Origin of the sequence: Alloprevotella sp. oral taxon 473 str. F0040, assembly GCF_000318095.2 — a bacterium.
Classification (GTDB): Bacteria; Bacteroidota; Bacteroidia; order Bacteroidales; family Bacteroidaceae; genus Alloprevotella.
Map to the genome: position 1 here is coordinate 260819 of NZ_KB290717.1, position 20467 is coordinate 281285.

Sequence of the window (20467 nt, forward strand, 5' to 3'; positions counted from 1 at the left end):
GGGGATTTTTCAGTAACTTCGCAGGTAATTTAAAATGATATTTTACGTATATACCAATGCTAAAAGCTACACATATATTCTGTTTTGGCTTTTTCTTTGCCGTAAACTGCTTATTCGCTCAGGTGGGTGACCAACGTAGTCAGTGGTCGCTTGGCCTAAATGGTGGCGTTAGCTTAAACAAAATACTCTTCACTCCTAATATTCGCCAGTTTTATCAAATTGGTCCTGTGGCTGGTTTGACTGCGCGTTATACCAGCGAAAAGTATTATGGACTAATCTGTGCAATCCAAATAGAGACAAACTATTGGCGAGCAGGTTGGAAAGAAGATATTGTTTCATCAAACGCCCTTACATTGCCAGACACGTACCAACGGAAAATAGACTATATTCAAGTACCCATCATGGCAAGCTTAGGATTAGGAGAAGAACAACGTGGATTTAAGGGTTTTCTTTTAGCTGGACCTCAATTGAGTTACGCATTGAGAGATGAAGAGCTACGTTCCTCCACATGGACAACTCATAAAGTCAATGGAGAGTTACAACCTAATCGCGCTAATGGTGTAGTGGCACAATATGGCAAATCTATAGAGAACCATTTAGATTATGGAATAGTAGGAGGACTAGGTGCAGAGTTTACAACAGGTATAGGTCACTTTATTGTTGATGCGCGTTATTATTATGGACTATCTGACATTTTCCACAATGCCAAAAAGGACCCTTTCGCCAAATCTGCAAACAACACTCTAATGCTGAAGTTTACTTATTTATTGGATTTCCCATGGAGAAAAAAGTAATAATCATCCTTTTATCATGACTTCTCTTTTGTAGAATCACGATTAACTACCATACATTTCTTCTGTCATTCTCGAATAACTGTAAACTTTCATGCGAAAGCCCAATGTTCGTCTTTTCTTTCAGTGGTCGTTAGGCATCATCGTGGTGTCTTACGGCTTATTGGTTTTTGCACTTAACACACAGGGTGTGCAAAAACATTTGGCGAACGTAATAGAACAACAACTAGAAGAGAAACTACAATCTGAAGTTGAAATAGGCTCTGTCGAAATAGGTCTACTCAATAGCATACATTTACATGATGTGCTACTCAAAGACCAATCTGGAAAAACTCTGTTAAATAGTAAGTTGATATTTGGAAAAATTGAACTTACTCCTCTTCTTAAAGGGAAGGTTTCTCTACGCAATGTCGCTTTGCTTGATGCACACATAACCCTTTACAAATCTAGTAAATCAGGAGCAACCAATTTTCAGTACATTATTGATGCGTTTAGTAGCAAAAACGAAGACAACAACTCAAAAACGGACTTACGCATCAATTCTCTTATCATGCGACGATGCATTCTGTCTTACGACGAATTGTTTCATCCGCAACCTCATGCTGGAAGATTCACTCCACATCACATAAAATTAAAGAACATTGATGCTATTCTATCACTCAAGTGCTTAACTAACGACAGCATAAACCTGCGCATTCGTCAGTTTTCAGCTGAAGAAAATTGCGGTTGGAAGCTATCTCACTTGCGCTTCAGGCTTGCTGCTAATCGACACAAAGCAGAGATTCAAGATTTTTCTCTTCAGACTCCTCAATCGCGCATCAACCAAGAACGTCTTGTCGCTTCTTATGATGGTTCTTCTCTTGACAAGATTTTTAACTCTTTGGTAGTACAAGGTTCTATCGAAGATGCGCGCATGGCCACGAATGATATTGCACCCTTATTGCCACAGTTACATCCACTTAACGAGCTCTTTTTTATTAGTAGCAAGTTTGCTGTGAGAAAAGGACAAATTAAGCTAACCGATTTAAGATTGAGTAATGCAACTGATAGAATTAATATTATTAGTGATGCAGTTATTTCAATTCCCAATGGTAGCTTTAGTGCTGTGAATGCGCATTTACACAAATTCTCCTTCCAGCAACGCTTCGTTCGCTCTGTGATGCAATCACTCTCACTGAAGGATTTGCCACAATGGCTGGGTCCTATTGATGAGATTCAACTGCAAGGTAGACTACGTTATGCCGTTAATAATAGTAGTTTCTTCGAAGGAAACATATCATCGCCCATAGGCAGAATTGAAGTTAACGCCACATATTGGAAAAACAATATAACAGGGCGCATCTCATCACGTAGTTTACAGCCCTCTATTTTGTCGCAGATTCCCAATTTGCCTACATCCGTCGCGTTTGAAGCACAAGGTCACATACTATTTAATGACAATGCGCAACCTAATGGTAGATTAGAGTTGAAGATTCCGCATATCGAATTCAACCAACGTAGTTACCAACACTTGGCTGCAAGAGCTTCGTTCTTCAATAGCAAAGCAGAAGTATCGCTTGATGCTAAAGATCCATCTCTTCACTTAAACATGGAAGCTCAAGCATTTTTGGATAGAAACTGGCACCCTTCGCAACTTTATGCTAGTGGACAAGTGGCGCATTTATCTCCTTCCGAGCTTGGCTTGACTAAGCAGTGGGGAAGTGGAATTTTTTCCTTTAATTTTGACTTAAAAGCCCCACAGTTTGATTTTAAGCATCCCTATGGACAGCTAAAAGTTCGACAATTTTCGATGAAAAATGTGGGAACACCTTATTATTTAGACTATCTTTCACTGCATGTTACACCACAGAACAATGGCACACGCCTTAGATTAGAGAGTGACTTTGCTGACGTGACTGCTTTTGGGGCTACCGACTGGAAACAAATCAAGAACTCAGCAGAAAAATGGTGGAACATGATATTAAAACAGAAGGACGTTGTTGAAGTTGAGGCTCATGATTCCAAACGAAGTGATAACAATAAAATAGTAGCTACTCACAATACTGGAACTATAGCATCAGATAGTACTGCTCTAGCATTTGGACTTCATCTTAAGCGTACTGACTTTTTGCAGCGTATACTTAAAATAGATATCTCTGCTAATCAAGACATTCACGTGGAGGGAAGAATAACCTCTGATGGAAGTAAGTTTCACCTTACGGCTGATGCCCCAGAAGTGCGTATTGGATCTACAGAATTACAGAATATCACTGTAGCTGCGCGGAGTGAGAACTCTGATTTTCGCTTTCTGGCAAAAGCGCTTCGTCCAATGCGTAAGGCAGATTTACAACTTGAACTCCAAGCCTATACAGATAGTGGAAAGTTAAAGACAAACCTACAGTGGGCAGAGCAGAGAAATAAACACTTTTACGGTGCGTTTTCTTGTGAAACGCATATTAATGAGCTACATCTCCAACACCTAAAAGGTAGTCATCTACGAGTAGATATTTTACCTACATCACTTGCAGTAAATGATACTATTTGGAATATAGAACCAGGTAGCATCGTATTCAATGAAGGGAGATTGAAGATTAATAATCTTTCCTTATCACATGCACAACAAAGATTAGGGATTTCAGGGGAGTATGCGCAACACAGCGAAGGTCTCTCAGTAAATCTTCGCCAATTTGATGTCGGATATGCACTTTCTATGATTGGTCTTGACGATGTTGTCTTTGGTGGTCGCGCCACAGGACAAGCGATTATTCGTCCCACAGAACACAATGAATTACATATTCAAGCAGAGCTCGATATCCCACATTTCACTTTCAACTATTCTTCACTGGGACATGCAAGAGTGGAGGGTGGTTTCCGAGGAAGTGATCAAACTATTTTCCTCAAAGCTGATATCGAGGAACGGAATATCAGCAAAACTCAAGTAGCTGGTTATGTGAGTCTTGGCAGAAAAGACTTAGACTTACAAATCAAAGCGAACAACACGTCCATCGGTTTTCTCAATTATTATGTGGATGGTATATTCGATAATATACAAGGACGTACGACCGGAACAACACGTATTTTTGGCACCTTTAAAGAAATCGATTTTGAAGGGCGACAACGTGCTTCAGCATCAGCTTCACTTCCAGTTACTGGAGTCAAATATCTTGTCAAAGATGCTGATGTTCTTATTGCTCCTGGAGTTTTCTCTGTAAACAACGCCATCATTGCTGATGGGCTACAAGGTAAAGGAAGTGTCACAGGAGCCTTACGCCATCGCCATCTTAAAGACATGCATTTCGACTTTACCATGCAAGGTCAGAATATATTGATGTACGATCAACCACAAACTATTGATTTACCATTTTACGCTACAGCTTTCGGCAGCGGCAATGTACGAGTTTGGGGTGCCCCAAATCAACTTAATGCGAACATCCGAGTACGCACTGAGCATAATAGTGTACTCACTTATGTCTTAGATCGTCCAGATGATGCAGATCACCAATTACTAACACTTCGTCCAGCAGTAGAAGAAACAACTGCTGGGAACGATAGTCTGCAAAAAAAACAAATAGACAACCCTATAGAACCAACTAGTAAAACGGATATTCGTTTGAATTTTCATGTGGAAGTTACTCCTAATGCTACCCTACGTATGGTAACCGATGCTAAGAGCGGTGACCTCATTACAGTACATGGGAGTGGTCCTATCCAAGCTTCCTTCTATAATAAAGGAGAGTTCCAAATGTTTGGGACGTATAGCATTGCTAATGGAACATATGATTTGAGTATTCAAAACCTCATAAAGAAGACTTTTGCCTTACGACCCGGGGGTACAGTAAACTTCTCTGGTAATCCTCTCAATGCAGATGTGAATGTATTGGCCTCCTATATAGTGAATTCTGCCTCACTTGCAGATTTAAATATAGGTACAACCTTTACAAACAACACTACCCCTGTTAATTGTCTCATTAATTTCACGGGCAAAGTGAGTAACATGAATCTGTCTCTAGACTTTGACTTACCAAATGTAGGAGAAGATGAAAAGATGATGGTGCGCAATCTCATTGCTTCTGACGAAGAGCGCACTACACAAGTGCTATATCTACTAGGAGTTGGCAGATTCTTTACGTACAACTATGCTAATGGCTTAGGAGGAACAGCTAGCAGTCAGTCTGAGATTATGATGAAATCTCTGCTTTCCAGTACACTTTCATCACAGCTAAATAATATTATCGCTAATGCTGTCGGCAATACGAACTGGACTTTTGGGGCCAATGTAAGTACAGGACAGCTGGGATGGAGCGACATGGAAGTGGATGGTCTGCTTACAGGTAGATTACTAGATAATCGTTTGCAATTTACAGGTAAACTAGGATACCACGAAAGAGAGGCGGCAACAACCAACTTTGTAGGCGACTTTAATGTGCATTACCTCCTTACACCTACTGGTACAGTCAATCTAAAGGCATACAGTGAAACTAATGACCGTTACTTTTCTAAGTCAACATTGACAACTCAAGGGCTAGGACTACAAATTAAACGTGATTTTAGTTCCTTGTTGGACCTCTTTACAAGAAAGAGAAAGAATAAAACAACAACGATAAAAGCTCCGAAATAAGTCCAACTATATATGAATACTGAAATACAACGCAGACGCACATTTGCCATTATCTCTCACCCTGATGCTGGTAAGACAACACTCACGGAAAAACTCCTATTGTTTGGTGGACAAATACAAGTAGCTGGTGCAGTAAAGAATAATAAGATCAAGAAAACTGCCACCTCTGACTGGATGGAGATAGAAAAACAACGTGGTATCTCTGTTACAACATCTGTTATGGAGTTTGACTATGAAGGTTATAAGGTGAATATCCTTGACACTCCTGGTCACCAAGACTTCGCCGAAGACACATTCCGAACTCTTACAGCCGTAGATTCAGCTATCATCGTGGTAGACAGTGCTAAAGGTGTGGAGGCTCAAACAAGAAAGCTCATGACTGTCTGCAGAATGCGAAAGACTCCAGTTATTGTCTTCGTAAATAAAATGGACAGAGAAGGGCGTGATGCCTTTGATATCCTTGACGAACTCGAAGAAGAACTGCAAATTGGAGTGCGTCCACTTTCTTGGCCGATAAACCAAGGACAAAGATTCAAGGGGGTTTACAATATTTTTGAAAAGCAACTCGATCTGTTCCAAGCAGACAAGCAAAAAGTTACTGAGAAAATAGCTGTAGACATCAATGCTCCTGGAGAACTGGAAGCAAATGTAGGTGATTCCGATGCAGCAAAGCTGCGAGAAGATTTGGAACTTATCGACGGAGTATACCCTGAGTTTGAAGTAGAACAATATCTATCAGCTGATATTGCTCCTGTCTTTTTCGGTTCAGCTTTAAATAACTTCGGCGTTAAGGAACTTCTTGACTGCTTTGTTAAGATTGCACCTTCTCCACGTCCTACTCAAGCAGAAGAACGTCTGGTAGACCCAGAAGAAAAGAAATTTACAGGTTTCATTTTTAAGATTACTGCAAATATTGACCCTAACCATCGCTCTTGTATTGCTTTCTGTAAGGTGTGTTCAGGCAAATTTGTAAGAAATGCACCATATACTCATGTGCGTAATGGAAAAACAGTTCGTTTTTCTAGCCCAACACAATTTATGGCGCAACGAAAGGAAACCATTGACGAGGCATACCCAGGTGACATTGTAGGCCTTCCAGACAATGGGATTTTCAAAATTGGTGATACGCTGACTGAAGGTGAGATGATTCACTTTAAAGGTCTTCCATCATTCTCACCAGAAATGTTTAAGTACATAGAGAATGCAGACCCAATGAAGACCAAACAACTGCAAAAAGGTATTGACCAACTCATGGACGAAGGTGTAGCTCAGTTATTTATCAATGAGTTTAATGGCAGAAAGATTATTGGCACGGTCGGACAACTTCAATTTGAGGTCATAGAATATCGACTAGAGAACGAATATGGAGCCAAATGTCGCTGGGAACCTGTACACCTCTTTAAGGCTTGTTGGATTGAGAGTGACGATCCTACTGAACTAGAACAATTCAAGAAGCGTAAGTACCAATATATGGCAAAGGACAGAGAAGGTAGAGATGTCTTTCTTGCAGATTCAGGATACGTGCTTCAAATGGCACAACAAGACTTCAAAAACATTCGCTTCCATTTCACCAGTGAATTCTAAGCATTATTCTTCTATAACCTAATTGTGGTATTCGTCTAAATTATAGACGAGTACCACGATTTTTCTATATTCTTGTTTTTACAAAACAACTATAATTGTCCCATATAAGTATTATATTCCATATTGTTGCTGTCTGGTAAAAAATCGAACTACTTTCAAAACCTTCTGAAACATAGTTGTTTGCAAGGAAAGTTAGATTAAGGGGCTTGTATTTGCCATACTATCAATTTCAATATACTCAAGCTCCTTTTCTCTCCATAATACTCTTTTAGAAGGCTGTTTTTACAAGATATGAAGGATTTTGCTTCGATTCTCTAACCTCCCAGATTTTACCAGACAGCAACAATTCCGTATTGCTATTTTAAACCCTGCAAAGCGGGATAAGATGATAGAATCTATAGCTGTCTAGTAAATCCAAACGGCACAAGAAAGCTTCCTGAAGCCCTTTAGAATAGGACTTCGGGCTTTCTTTTTCAAAAAGCAAGTCTCCTAATCAAATAGAGGGAGGGGATTTTATAGTGTCCCATATTAGTGTGTAAGCTCCAAAGTTCTTATTATTGTTGTGAAAGAAAAGAACAAACAAGAACAATGGAGCAAACTAAGCCCAATTCGGGATAAGCAAGGGTTGTTTTTTGCCTTAAAATACTTTCAATAAAAGCCCAAAAAGAGGATTGTTTTTCGTGTGTTTATTGTTGAAAACCAAATAGATAACGATAAAACAATCCTCTATGAAACTTATTAGCAAAGTTACGGAAAGTTATTGTATTGCAGACGATTTCTGCAAAGAATATGAACTGGAATTGAACAATAATAATCCCTCTCCAAACAACCCTAAAACTCGCAATAGAAAGGGAAGAATGAGTGATGCAGAAAGGATTACCATTCTTGTCATGTTCCACAGCAATACGTTTCGCTATTTCAAACATTTCTATCTCTTCTACGTCTGTCGAGAACTAAAAGAAGAGTTCCCCAACCTACTTTCATATACCCGCTTTGTGAAACGTATGCCACGAGTGGCGGTTCCACTTTTGCTCTTCCTTAAACTAGCTTTGATGGGGGAATGTACAGGGATTACTTTTATCGATTCGACACGTATTCCCGTGTGTGAAAACAAGCGTGAGTATTCTAATCGTGTCTTCAAGGGCTATGCTCATAAAGGGAAAAGTACGATGGGATGGTACTATGGATTTAAGCTGCATCTGGCTGTGTAATGAACGAGGAGAATTACTCAACTTTACACTCACCAAAGCCAATGTGGACGATCGTAGCCCGTAGGTGTTCAGTAACTTGACTAAGGACTTGTTCGGGAAATTATATGCCGATAAAGGTTATATTTCCCAATCACTTTTTGCCTCTCTCTTCGATAGGGGAGTTCACATCGTCACGGGAATACGCACTAATATGAAGAACCGCTTAATGGATGTACACGACAAAATTATGCTCCGTAAAAGAAGCATTATCGAGACCATCAACGATATGCTCAAGAACGTAGCGCACATTGTTCATACCCGCCACAGAAGTGTCTCAAACTTTATGGTCAACCTTTTGGCTGGAATGGCGGCTTATGCTTTCTACGATACAAAACCCTCTATCAATATGGAGTTTGAGATGGAGGGAGAAGCAGAGGTGAAGCAGCTCACACTTTTCTAAAACATACTTGTGTGAAACAATGAATCTTCGATCTAAAACTAGGTTGAAAGAATCGTTGTGGGCTATAACCTGAGTAAAAAGGGAGTGACCTTAAACCGAATTGGGGTTACTAGGTTTTAGCAACAAGCTATGTAACAAAAGAGGCTGGAATCCTCTTGCGGGATTTCAGCCTCATTATGCTGGATAATATTTTTCATGTTATTAGGTTTTACCCAATTATAGAGAAATGGGCTTATGCTAGTCTTCAACTATTCGAACATACTTAATCCCACAAGCCTTACCTGCTCCACGAAACAATTCATTTTTACGATCTATAGTAGCGACACGGAACTTCTTACTGGTACCTCGACGAAGTTGTGTACCATCTTTTCTCAAGGCCTCTTTATCAGTAATCCATTCTTCTGCAAGCATCACATTATCTTGTCCTGGGGTTACCATAGGTTCGTAAATGTAGCGCAGACGGCGTAAGCTGACTGTGAACTGTCCATCAGATACTTCAAAAACTAACTGATAGAAAAAACGAGCAAAATCTGAAACAAGCGCAGTTCTTTTGAACCAAAGAGTCTCTTCTAAAGAAGCTGCTATTACTCCTTCTTCAACAGATAACTCCGTAATACGAGATTGTGGAAGATGGTTTTCTCCACTAACGACTGACTGGGTATAATTTTTCAAAATTTCAAAAAGTTCTACTTTAGACTTTCCTGGCACTGTATAAGTTTGCTCAAAAAAAACTTGACCTTTCTTTTCGGTCACTGCTCCAGCAAGATAATTGTCTGTGACAACAATTTGAGCTTTATCATTGCTCTGCGCCCTATTAATAAGAGTGCTCCCCAAGAAGAGGCAGCATACAAGGATGAGAATCTTTTTCATATAATAGAAGTATTTGCGGACAAATATACAATTAATTCTCGAAATGATAGGCGCACACTATATGTATATTTGCAAATGAAGTGATAAGTTTCTGATTTTACTACAGAATACCTAATACTGAGCAGATAAAATCATGCATTGAAAAGCTTTCTCTAAAAAACAGCCTTCCTCTACACTAATAGTATGTATAAAAAGAATCGTTGCAGATACCACATCTACAACGATTCAAAGGGAATTTCTAAAACATTAGCAGCTCTTGAAAGAGCAATGCTTGCAAATAAATGCGGTGCGTACGGGACTCGAACCCGTGACCCCATGCGTGACAGGCATGTATTCTAACCAACTGAACTAACGCACCTTAGTTTTGCAAGGCAAAATTACGCATTAAAAATATAACAGCCAAATGTTTTCGAAACTATTTATGAATATAAACTAAGCAAGTGCTAGCACTGAGCCATGTAACACGACATGTGCTACTTTTCGACACTCACACAAAATCAGATAAAAAACTAATAGCCAGGATTCTGCAGTAATAGTTTATTCATTTGTAAGGTAGATGCAGGAATTGGAAATACAGTGGTATAGGCATTAGCTTCTCTCTCTAGCTGCGGACGCTCCTCATAAGCCAGATGGAAAAGGCGAAAGCGAATGAGATCTTGTCTATGTGTTCCTTCCCAGACTAATTCCAACCGACGTTCTTTCAATACATCCTCTAAGGAAGCATGAATAAGTTTTGGTAGCCCCACGCGTCTTCTTACTTCATTAATGTCTGTATCACCATTTAATCCTTGACGAATTTGAGCTTCTGCTCGCATCAACATGGCATCTGCATATCTATATAACACGATATCATTGTTTTGAAGTTTGCCATCCTCATATGATGTACGATCTATTTCATACTTAAACATACGCGCTCCTGCAGTTTTTTCATAGACAGATCCCGTGAGTTGCATCTGAATAGCAGTAGGATGATAGACTAAATCCTTTCCACTTATTTGTTTTATTGTTTTACCATCAACCCTTACGGTATCGGAAAAAAAGTTTAATGCAAAGCGGGGATCCAAGGAAGTTGTGCCATAACCAAAAGCGGATAGTGTAGATAATGTTGCGCTACTACCATTCTCTGCTCCTCGCCCCAATGCACCACCGTGTACATAATGAAGTGAACGAAAAAGATTCTTAAACATATTAGCATAAAGTGTTTTATCCATAGGTATGGTAAATATGTTCTCTCGAGAATGCTCATTGCTTACAGAAAAATTATCTGCATAATTCTCCTCTAAAGAATATCCCGCTGCCGTAAGTGAGTCGCAATATGCAACCGTTGTTTGCCAAGCATTAAGCAATTTATCTCCAACCTTGAAACTGATACTTATTCCACTAGGATATTCTTTGTCAACCCAAGCATCATCCATGTAGACTTCCGCATTCAAGGCTAAGCGCGCCAAGAGAAAAAAGACAACTGGCTTCGTGATACGTCCATAATAGTTCCCCAAGAGATTACTACGTTCCGAAGAGAGATGAGCTAAAGAAGTTTGCAATTCTTCTACTACGAATCGAAACACTTCGCTACGTGACCGCTGTTTCATTTGATCTAAATGCGTACCTGTATCAGTTACTATAGGAATGCGTCCAAACAGATCCATCAGATGATAATAAAAGAGGGCACGTATAGCACGTACTTCAGAAGTATAGGATTTGTATTGCTGACTTGTTAGTAAATAGTCATAACGTTCTATCATCTCCAAAGAATGATTACAAAGCATTACTGTTCGGAACAGATAGTTCCACATAGTTTGTAACTCTGAATCTGCAGCTGTCCACTTATGTAAATATAAATTTTGCCAAAAACCTCCATCGTACCAGTCCCCTCCTCGGATTGGAATAATAGCTTCGTCAGTCGTAAAAGTATTGTAATCATAGACTCCTCGATAAGTCCCCTGCAAACCTTCACCATCTCGCGTGCCCCCAATATTACCATATAAAGATGCAACAGTAGTGAGGTAGAGGTTTGTGGCATTGTTCAAAGCTCGTCTTTCATCAAGCTGACCATTAGATTCAGTGTTCAAACAGCTGCTCAAGGTTAATACAGCAAAAAGCAGAAGGAATGATAGCATTTTCATGGCATTATATTTTAGAATTGAATACTAAGGCCAGCCGAATAACTGCGATAAACAGGAATAGAACGTTTATCGTCTATACCCATTGTCGCATTAAGAACATGACTATTAATCATAGGTGTTAGTCCACTGTAAGCTGTTATGGTAGCAAGATTGTTTACACTCAAATATAAACGAAGTCCTCGCACATTACGACTGCTAAGGGGGACATTCCATCCCAAGGTAACGTAATCTATATTTACATAATCTCCTGACTCTAGCCAATAATCTGAAGCTATTTGGTCCTCTATTTGTGCTTCTGGCGCCCCTTTCATTACATTGTAATCGGGAAAACTAGACATATTCATGTAGGACAATGCAGTACCGTTGTATATCTTATGACCAAAAGCACCATTGACTTGCACAGAAATATCAAATTTTCGGTACCGTAACGAGAGATTTGAGCCAATCATATATTTAGGAGTAGCTTGCCCAGCAACATAACGATCTCCTCCATCAGATAAATCTATTTTTCCATCTTTGTTCAAATCTGCAATGCTATAATGCTTTTTCCCATTAGTATTAGTAACCAAACCATTGCTGTGGGGTAAAAAGAAGACACCTAAGGGCTGACCTACCACTTGATAAAGTACGTTGTTATTCCCTCCATGAAAGCCAGCACCATTTAGTCCACCAATACTTGTGATATGAGGTGCTGTCAAAGGAAATCCATTATACTCACCATCTAGAGAAAGTAACTTATTGCGTGACCATGTAAGATTTACATTGAGATTCATCTCCCAATCACTGTTTTGTATAGGAGTAAAACCTATTCCTAGCTCTATTCCTTCATTTCTCATACTGCCATTATTAGCTATAAGTTTACTTGCAGTAAAGGGTGGAATAGGAACATCATACTGATAAAGCATATCGTATATGTAAGCGCGATATAATTCTGTTGTAAGAAGTAAACGATTACTCCACCACCCCATGGAAAAACCTACATTGAAAGTACTACGCTTCTCCCAAGTTAGATTTGGGTTTGCATTTCTAAGTATACTTAAAGCAACTGCAGGTGTGCCTTTATGAGGAACTATTCCTTGTGGCTCTAATCGTTGAACAGTACTATAAGCACTAATTCCTCCTAAATTTCCAGACAGGCCATAACCTGTTCGTAATAGAAAGTGAGTCAGTGGCAAGTAGTCACGCAAAAAAGACTCAGCTTTGATATTCCATTCTCCAGATACAGAAGGAAAAAGCCCCCAAGTTTTATTCTTCCCAACAAGAGAACTTCCATCCCATCGACTAGTCAAAGCTAACGTGTACTTATCATATAAGCTATATTTCAAAGCAACCAAAAAGGAAGCCAATCGAGTAGACTCTTCATAGCTGGAAGTACCTCCATAAGGCCGTAAAGCACCAAGTGCTAGATTGTTATAACCAAAATCATTATAGTTAAAACCACGCACAGTGGTACCAAAAGAAGTCAATAAATTTTCTTGAAACTCACTCAATAATTGAGCTTTAAGCTTATGAGCTCCATAATTCTTGTAGAAGTCTAATGATGCATTCAACAACCAGTCCTTGCGTTTCTCTTCTTTACGTAAGGCCATACCTTGGGCTGCTGTCCATGTAGGAGAAAACTGTGCATTCTCAATGGAAGTAAAAGTGTATGCGCCAAAAACATCCAACGTAAGCTCAGAAAGCAATTTAAATTTGAGCGAAATATGTGAATTCAAGTTTTGATTAAAAACTTCGTCTTTCACTAGAAGTCTTGCCTGCGGTGGTGCAATCTGGTTAGCAGTAGGATTGATAGCCCATCCTTTTCCATTCCAGTTTGAAGGTAGAGTCGGATTCTGCGTGGCGGCAGCATAGAATAAAGCTTGCGGATCCGCTATATTGCGGTTACTCTGTGACGAACCAAAGATTCCAAAATCTATAGTCAAATAATTATCAAAGGCCAATTGAGTAAGATCAAGTTTTGCCACATAATTATTATAACCTATCTGACGAATTACAGTCTCTCGGCCTGTATAAGCCACAGAGGCTCGATAATTTGACTCTTTCGTTCCACCAGAAAATGAAATGTGATGGTTATTCATTGTACCTATACGAATAGGCAACGCAGTATAGTCCACATTGTTACCGCCATTGAAATAATGTACTCCTAATTGCTGAGCCGTTTTTATATAATCTGATGCAGAGAGCATCTCTAGATTCTTGTAAACACTCTCCCATCCCCAATTCCCGTCGTAGGAAATTTGAAATTTTCCATCCCTTCCTTTTTTAGTGGTTACGATTATAACCCCCGCTGCCCCGCGTGATCCGAACTGTGCAGTTTCAGAAGCGTTCTTTAGTACCTCAAATTTTTCTATATCAGAAGGATAAATGGTGCTAAGAGTAACCAAGTCGGAGGATATCCCATCAATGATAACTAAGGGATTGTTGCCCCCCATAATGGAAGTGTTACCACGCACTCGCACACTCGTTAGCATAGCCAAACGATCAGTCCCACTTCCACCAACATTTACACCAGCTACTTGACCTGAAATTACTCCAATAGAACTGTTAATTACACCTGTATTGAGGTTCTTATTTGAAATTTTGGTGTCTATTTCTTTTCTCCACAAACCTATACTATCTATGGATGAAAGAACCTATAAACTATCTTGTTTCCTCTGTGGAAAAATCTTTCGCGCGCCTACAGTTTTTGACTCGTGCCCTTTTAAAGCAGTTCCATTGAAATATATCTCAGATTGACAGAAGAATCGCTGTTTTTTGTTTGATTGCTCCCTCGAACTTAGAATGTATTCTTCTCCTAAAATAAAATCTGCTGCACCAATAGGAAGTGTACTTATTCCTAAAAGGGAAGTCATAAATATACATATCGTTTTCATCTCTTTGGGTATTATTGTCTAGGTTAAATGCGCAAATCCGTCAAACGAGTAGTCTACAGCTTTTTAACTTTTACTGCAAACGAACTATGCCACGTCGAAGTAATTCGAAAAAGCACTCTTTAGTCGCCACAATATCAGCCATAGCATCATGAGCACCATCAAACCCTTTTCCAAAAAGTTTTGTATACAATTCCATCAACTTTGGCCATTTAGGGCCATAAGCACCAGGAATATTACAATAGTCTATGGTAGCTTGCATGGTACAAAGAGTCGGACGTGCAAACATAATTCGAGAATCATATCCCAAACGCACATACTCAGCTCCTAAGACATGCAAATCATAATCTAGATTGTGCCCTACAACACAATCGGACCGATTAAGATCTGTTCCAAAAGCGAAGATAACATCTAAGAGGGATTGCCCTTCTGCAAGAGCTATCTCTGTAGTAATCCCGTGCACATCTGAAGCAGCCTTTGGAATCTCGAAGCCCTCTGGACGAACGATATGATTGCCTTCTGATAGGATCTGACCTTCGGCATCCGTCAAGAGCCAACCAAGTTGAATCAATCGAGGCCAGTTATTAATATCTGTACAAGGAGCCTTATAATTCTGAGGGATTCCCGTAGTTTCTGTATCGAAGAACAAATATTTTTGGAAGCTACTCATATACTATTGAAAAAGGTGATTAAAAAAGATTCAACATCTTATCGATATACTTTAGTGCAAATATCTAAAAAAAAGGCGATAGTAACAAGAACTCTTATATAGAAAAGGTATTCTTTAGCGGCGAACTCCCCATTATATCGAGTTTTTTTGTACTTTTGCAGTACAATATAATCCCACACTTAAGCATAGCATATTATGGCTCCAATCTTTCTTGCTGGTCCTTGTGTTATAGAAAACGATGAACTCTTAGATGTTGTTGCACGACGTCTGGTTGCTATTCGTGAAAAATTCCAGACAGAGGTCTACTTTAAGGCTTCCTTTGATAAGGCCAATCGAACATCACTCAGTTCCTATCGAGGGCCTGGGCTTGAAAAGGGATTGCAAATGCTGGCTGATATAAAAACGCGCTATAGCCTTCCCTTAACAACAGACATACACGAAAGTTATCAAGCAAGTGCTGTGGGAGAAGTAGTAGATGTACTTCAAATACCAGCTTTTCTTTGTAGACAGACGGACCTGTTAGTTGCAGCCGCACAGACAGGACGAGTTGTAAATGTGAAAAAAGCTCAATTTCTTTCTGGAGATGATATGCAATTTCCTGTAGAAAAATGCCGTGAAGCTGGTGCCAAAGAAGTTTGGCTTACAGAGCGCGGCACAACTTTTGGTTATAACAACTTAGTTGTAGACTTTAGAAACCTGCCTATTATGAAGCAATGGGCAGATAGAGTCATCATGGATTGCACTCATTCTGTACAACGCCCTGGCGCGGGAAATGGCACGACTTCTGGTGACAGACAATTTGTTCCTGCTATGGCCAAGGCTGCTAAAGCCTTTGGTGCTCAAGGCTATTTCATAGAGACACATCCAAATCCAGAAATAGCTCTATCAGATGGCCCTAACATGCTATTTCTTGATGATTTAGAATCACTCATTACAGACTTACTCTAAACATAGTGATGCCTATCATCTATATTTCTCCTGATTCTTTCGCTCCTAACTTTAGATTATGTCTTCTATAATAGATACAGCCATTCAATGTCTACGAGATGAATCTCAGGCACTTATTGATTTAATTCCAACTATTGGTGCTGACTTTCAACATGCTGTAGAACTTATATTACAATGCCCAGGCAAAGTAATCGTCACAGGTGTAGGTAAAAGTGGCCACATCGGAGCAAAAATTGCAGCAACATTATCCTCTACTGGCACCCCAAGCTTTTTCATTAACCCACTTGATGCTTTCCATGGCGACCTTGGGGTAATTGGCACTGAAGACTTAGTTTTGGCCATTTCAAATTCGGGAGAAACCGACGAATTATTACGTTTCTTTCCCTATCTTCTTGCAAGGCAGATTCCAGTTATAGGAATGAGCGGGAACGAAAAATCTCTATTAGCGCAATACAGTTCCGTTCATCTAAACATTAGCGTAAAGAAAGAGGCCTGTCCCATGGGATTAGCACCGACCACCAGCACTACAGTTACACTTGCTTTGGGAGATGCTTTAGCTTGTGCACTGATCGTAGCACGTGATTTTAAAGCAAGCGACTTTGCACAATTTCATCCAGGTGGTGCACTTGGACGCCGTTTGCTCACATGTGCTAAAGATGTTATGCACACTGACAACCTTCCTACCATAGCTCCTACGACACTTATGGGAGAAGCATTGATGCACATGACTAGTGGCCGTTTGGGCCTATGTGTAGCCATAGAACAAAACAATATCGTTGGTATAGTAACCGACGGAGACATTCGTCGTGCTATGGAACGATTTGGAGACAACTTCTTCCAGCACACAGTTGCGGAAGTTATGACTTCAAACCCTAAGTGTGTTAGTCCAGACACTAAAGTCGTAAAGATTGACGAAATGATGAAGCAACACAAGATTCATTCTGTACTTGTAGTTAATGATCAAGGAAACCTGCTTGGTATCGTAGACTCATTCTGCACTATGATGTAGTTCATAAGTCTAGCTACTTTTGCTTTTTTCTTAATAACTTTTATACCCAAAGGCATGCACAATCTTTCCTTTACTATTTTCAAAGCAATTGCCATTATGCTTGTGGTTATTGCTCATTCTGCTGCCCCGACTTTTTTGTCTAGCTTTGCATACATGGTTGGTGTGCCAGCATTCTTCGTGCTATCAGGGTATTTTTTCAACTTAGAGAATCTTGATAACACCACGGATTTTATCGTTCGTCGAGGAAAGAGACTATACATTCCGTTTATCCTCTGGGGCACGGTCTTTCTCATACTCCATAATAGTTTTTTTGAAATCGGTTTTCTTTCTGAATCATATGGAAACGCTCTTGGAGGTGTAACACATCCCTACAACTGGTCTCAAATAGCTCAACATCTTTGGAGTATGTTCTTCAACATGTCAGGCTATGATCCCTTTATTGCGGGAGCTTTCTGGTTTTTCCGAGCACTACTTCTAGCTAACATAGCATTTATTTTCTTACTCAAAATATGCCGCTGGCTAAGATGGCTAAAAACGTCAACCCTACAAGTTACCTGTGTAGTAGCAATAAGCTTTCTACTCGCACTATGGCAAGCAGGAATGGGTTTACACATCACAGGGGTTGCACAAGGAGGCTATAGAGAACTAATGGGCATTGTACTCATGGGTGTCGGTTTTCTGTTGAGACGTGCAGATGAGTCTTCTGAGGTAGCAATATGGCGTAATCCCATCGTAATGCTAACTATGAGCTCTCTGATTTTAGTTGCAATCACCATATTCTACCCCGTTTCTATGGCAGCAAAGCCTGGTAGTATTCTTTCTGTCCCCATCCTTACTCTTGCTGGAGCTGCTGCCTTTGTCTGGTTACGTAGTCTATCGCAGTTTATAATATTAATTCCAAAGAAATACATCCAGTGGATCCTGTTCATAGGAAACAATACTCTTTATATTTTTGTATTTCACTTACTCGCTTTCAAATTTGCTAGTATAATTAAAGTTAGTCTTTATGATCTTGATTGGGAAATGATTGGCGGCCACCCCGTGGTACAATATGAACAAGGAGATGCCTTTTGGATTATCTACACTCTTTTCGGAATAAGTCTGCCTATCCTACCTCTTTGGGGCTGGAAAAAACTAACTGAGCAGAATACATTTGATGTTACTAACCCAAAGGACTGGCTTCGCCTGTTTATAAAGTCAGGTTACATAATATATAGAGGTCTAATTTCTTTAGGCCAATCGATTATAGCTTTCTTTGTTCGGGTGGTAAAATCGCTCGTTGCTTTAGTTAAAGGTATACTTGAAGCCTCTAGCACGGAGGAAGACTAAACAAGCTACTTCAATAAAGATTTCATCAAACACAACTTTGTGTTTCATTAGAAATTTGATACTTTTGCATTATCGTATAGACAGATTATTGTGGACACTGGTAAATTACTTTTTTATTCAGCATAAAGTCCTGCATAAATCCGTCAGCTTATAAGAATGTAATAAATTACAGCCTACAATGTATAGAACTCACAACTGTGGCGAACTACGCATCAGCGAAGTTGGCCAAACCGTAACCCTCGCTGGATGGGTGCAACGTACACGCAAAATGGGTGGAATGACATTTGTCGATCTCCGCGACCGATATGGCATCACTCAACTCGTCTTCAATGAAGAAACCAATGCAGAACTCTGCGCCCGTGCCAACAAACTTGGTCGTGAGTTTGTGATCCAAATAGAAGGTACAGTAAACGAGCGATACGCCAAGAATGATAAAATACCAACGGGAGACATTGAGATAATCGTATCTACTCTTAACGTTCTTAATACTAGTGAAGTTCCTCCCTTTACCATAGAAGAGAATACAGATGGAGGTGACGATCTGCGCATGAAGTATCGCTATCTTGACTTGCGTCGTGCTAATGTTCGTGCAAACCTAGAACTACGCCACAAGTTCTGCTTGGCTGTACGAGAATATCTCGATAACCTAGACTTTCTTGAAATTGAAACTCCCATTCTTGTAGGTTCCACACCAGAAGGTGCTCGCGACTTCATCGTACCTTCTCGCATGAACCCTGGCCAATTCTATGCACTTCCTCAAAGTCCTCAAACCTTAAAGCAACTTCTGATGGTTGCTGGTATGGACAGATATTTCCAAATAGTTAAGTGCTTCCGCGACGAAGACCTTCGCGCAGACAGACAACCAGAATTTACTCAGATAGACTGCGAGATGTCTTACGTTGAGCAAGACGATATCATCAATACTTTTGAGGGACTGACCAAATATCTTTTCAAGAAAGTACGCAACTATGATCTTGGTGATGCTCCATTCCTTCGCCTATCTTGGCATGAAGCCATGCGCCGCTTCGGTAGCGACAAACCAGACATGCGCTTCGGTATGGAATTTGTTGAATTAATGGAAGTGCTCAAAGATAAAGCTGACTTTGCGGTCTTTAATGATGCAGCCTATATCGGAGGTATTTGTGCAGAAGGATGTGCATCCTACACACGCAAACAGATTGACGAATTGACCAACTTCGTGAAGTCTCAACAAGTAGGTGCAAAGGGCTTAGTTTATGCTCGTGTTGCAGAAGATGGAAGTGTAAAGAGCTCTGTAGACAAGTTCTATTCACAAGATGTTCTCCAACAACTCCGTGATGCTATGGGCGCCAAACCAGGTGACCTCCTTCTTATACTTAGTGGTGATGATGTCAATAAGACTCGCAAGCAACTTTGCGAACTTCGCCTCCTGATGGGTGAACGCTTGGGCTTGAGAGACAAAAACAAGTTTGCTCTCTTGTGGGTTGTAGACTTCCCCATGTTCGAATACAGCGAAGAGGAAGACCGCTTGATGGCAATGCACCACCCATTTACCTCACCCAAACCATCAGACATCGACAAATTGGACACCAATCCTGCAGAAGTTCTTGCTGATGCTTACGACATGGTATGTAATGGTGTCGAAGTTGGGGGTGGTTCTATTCGTATCCACGATGCGGTTCTCCAAGCTAAGATTTTCAAAGTGCTTGGTTTCACACCAGAAAAAGCTCAAGAGCAATTTGGTTTCTTGATGAACGCATTCAAATACGGCGCACCTCCTCATGGTGGTTTGGCGTATGGTCTCGACCGCTTCGTAAGTTTGTTTGCTGGTCTCGACAGTATTCGCGACTGCATCGCATTCCCTAAGAACAACTCTGGTCGTGATGTCATGCTTGATGCTCCATCTATGGTGGATCAAAAGCAATTGGACGAACTTATGCTTGACCTTCGTCCTCTCCAAGCGTAAGTTCTTCACAATAGTCCATAATACGTAATATAATAGCACCTCGGCGCGTGCGTCGAGGTGCTTATTTCTTATATATTCTCC

At 40.2% G+C, this 20467-nt stretch carries 11 protein-coding genes, 1 tRNA gene and 1 pseudogene; 8 read left to right on the forward strand and 5 right to left on the reverse strand.

Going from position 1 to position 20467, the window contains the following annotated elements; genetic code table 11:
• Positions 1-56 precede the first annotated feature (56 nt).
• The 4 genes and pseudogenes from HMPREF9999_RS06720 (at position 57) to HMPREF9999_RS10300 (ending at position 8622) form a co-directional block, all read left to right on the forward strand.
• Entirely contained in the window at positions 57-794 is a 738-nt protein-coding gene (locus HMPREF9999_RS06720; protein WP_009437767.1) for a porin family protein, read from the forward strand.
• Positions 795-885: 91 nt separating this feature from the next.
• A complete protein-coding gene (locus HMPREF9999_RS06725; RefSeq protein WP_009437768.1) occupies positions 886-5388 on the forward strand; it encodes a translocation/assembly module TamB domain-containing protein in 4503 nt (1500 codons plus the stop codon).
• A 12-nt stretch (positions 5389-5400) separates the two neighbouring features.
• Positions 5401-6972 (forward strand): peptide chain release factor 3, encoded by a 1572-nt coding sequence (locus HMPREF9999_RS06730; RefSeq protein WP_009437769.1) that lies wholly within the window; start codon positions 5401-5403, stop codon positions 6970-6972.
• A gap of 728 nt (positions 6973-7700) precedes the next feature.
• Positions 7701-8622: pseudogene (locus HMPREF9999_RS10300) on the forward strand (IS982 family transposase).
• 237 nt (positions 8623-8859) lie between these two features.
• Here HMPREF9999_RS10300 and HMPREF9999_RS06745 read toward each other — a convergent pair.
• The 5 genes from HMPREF9999_RS06745 to HMPREF9999_RS06770 form a co-directional block, all read right to left on the reverse strand.
• Complete coding sequence (locus HMPREF9999_RS06745; protein ID WP_009437772.1) at positions 8860-9492, reverse strand: DUF4468 domain-containing protein; 633 nt, start codon at positions 9490-9492, stop codon at positions 8860-8862.
• 284 nt (positions 9493-9776) lie between these two features.
• Positions 9777-9850: transfer RNA gene (locus tag HMPREF9999_RS06750), tRNA-Asp, on the reverse strand.
• A gap of 151 nt (positions 9851-10001) precedes the next feature.
• Positions 10002-11615: a RagB/SusD family nutrient uptake outer membrane protein gene (locus HMPREF9999_RS06755; RefSeq protein ID WP_009437773.1), complete on the reverse strand. Its 1614-nt coding sequence runs from the start codon at positions 11613-11615 to the stop codon at positions 10002-10004.
• Between the two features lie 11 nt (positions 11616-11626).
• Positions 11627-14221 (reverse strand): SusC/RagA family TonB-linked outer membrane protein, encoded by a 2595-nt coding sequence (locus tag HMPREF9999_RS06760; protein ID WP_009437774.1) that lies wholly within the window; start codon positions 14219-14221, stop codon positions 11627-11629.
• Positions 14222-14558: 337 nt separating this feature from the next.
• Entirely contained in the window at positions 14559-15155 is a 597-nt protein-coding gene (locus HMPREF9999_RS06770) for a 3'-5' exonuclease (RefSeq protein WP_009437776.1), read from the reverse strand.
• Positions 15156-15350: 195 nt separating this feature from the next.
• Here HMPREF9999_RS06770 and kdsA point away from each other — a divergent pair, with 195 nt between their 5' ends.
• The 4 genes from kdsA to aspS all read left to right on the forward strand — a co-directional run bounded on the left by kdsA (position 15351) and on the right by aspS (position 20386).
• Positions 15351-16103, forward strand: a complete 753-nt coding sequence (gene kdsA / locus HMPREF9999_RS06775) for a 3-deoxy-8-phosphooctulonate synthase (RefSeq protein ID WP_009437777.1) — start codon at positions 15351-15353, stop codon at positions 16101-16103.
• A 58-nt stretch (positions 16104-16161) separates the two neighbouring features.
• On the forward strand, positions 16162-17112 hold the full coding sequence (locus HMPREF9999_RS06780; protein ID WP_009437778.1) for an SIS domain-containing protein: 951 nt from the start codon (positions 16162-16164) through the stop codon (positions 17110-17112).
• Positions 17113-17166: 54 nt separating this feature from the next.
• Positions 17167-18441, forward strand: coding sequence for an acyltransferase family protein (locus tag HMPREF9999_RS09995; RefSeq protein ID WP_009437779.1), 1275 nt, complete (start codon positions 17167-17169; stop codon positions 18439-18441).
• A 178-nt stretch (positions 18442-18619) separates the two neighbouring features.
• Complete coding sequence (gene aspS, locus HMPREF9999_RS06790) at positions 18620-20386, forward strand: aspartate--tRNA ligase (protein WP_009437780.1); 1767 nt, start codon at positions 18620-18622, stop codon at positions 20384-20386.
• Positions 20387-20467 lie beyond the last annotated feature (81 nt).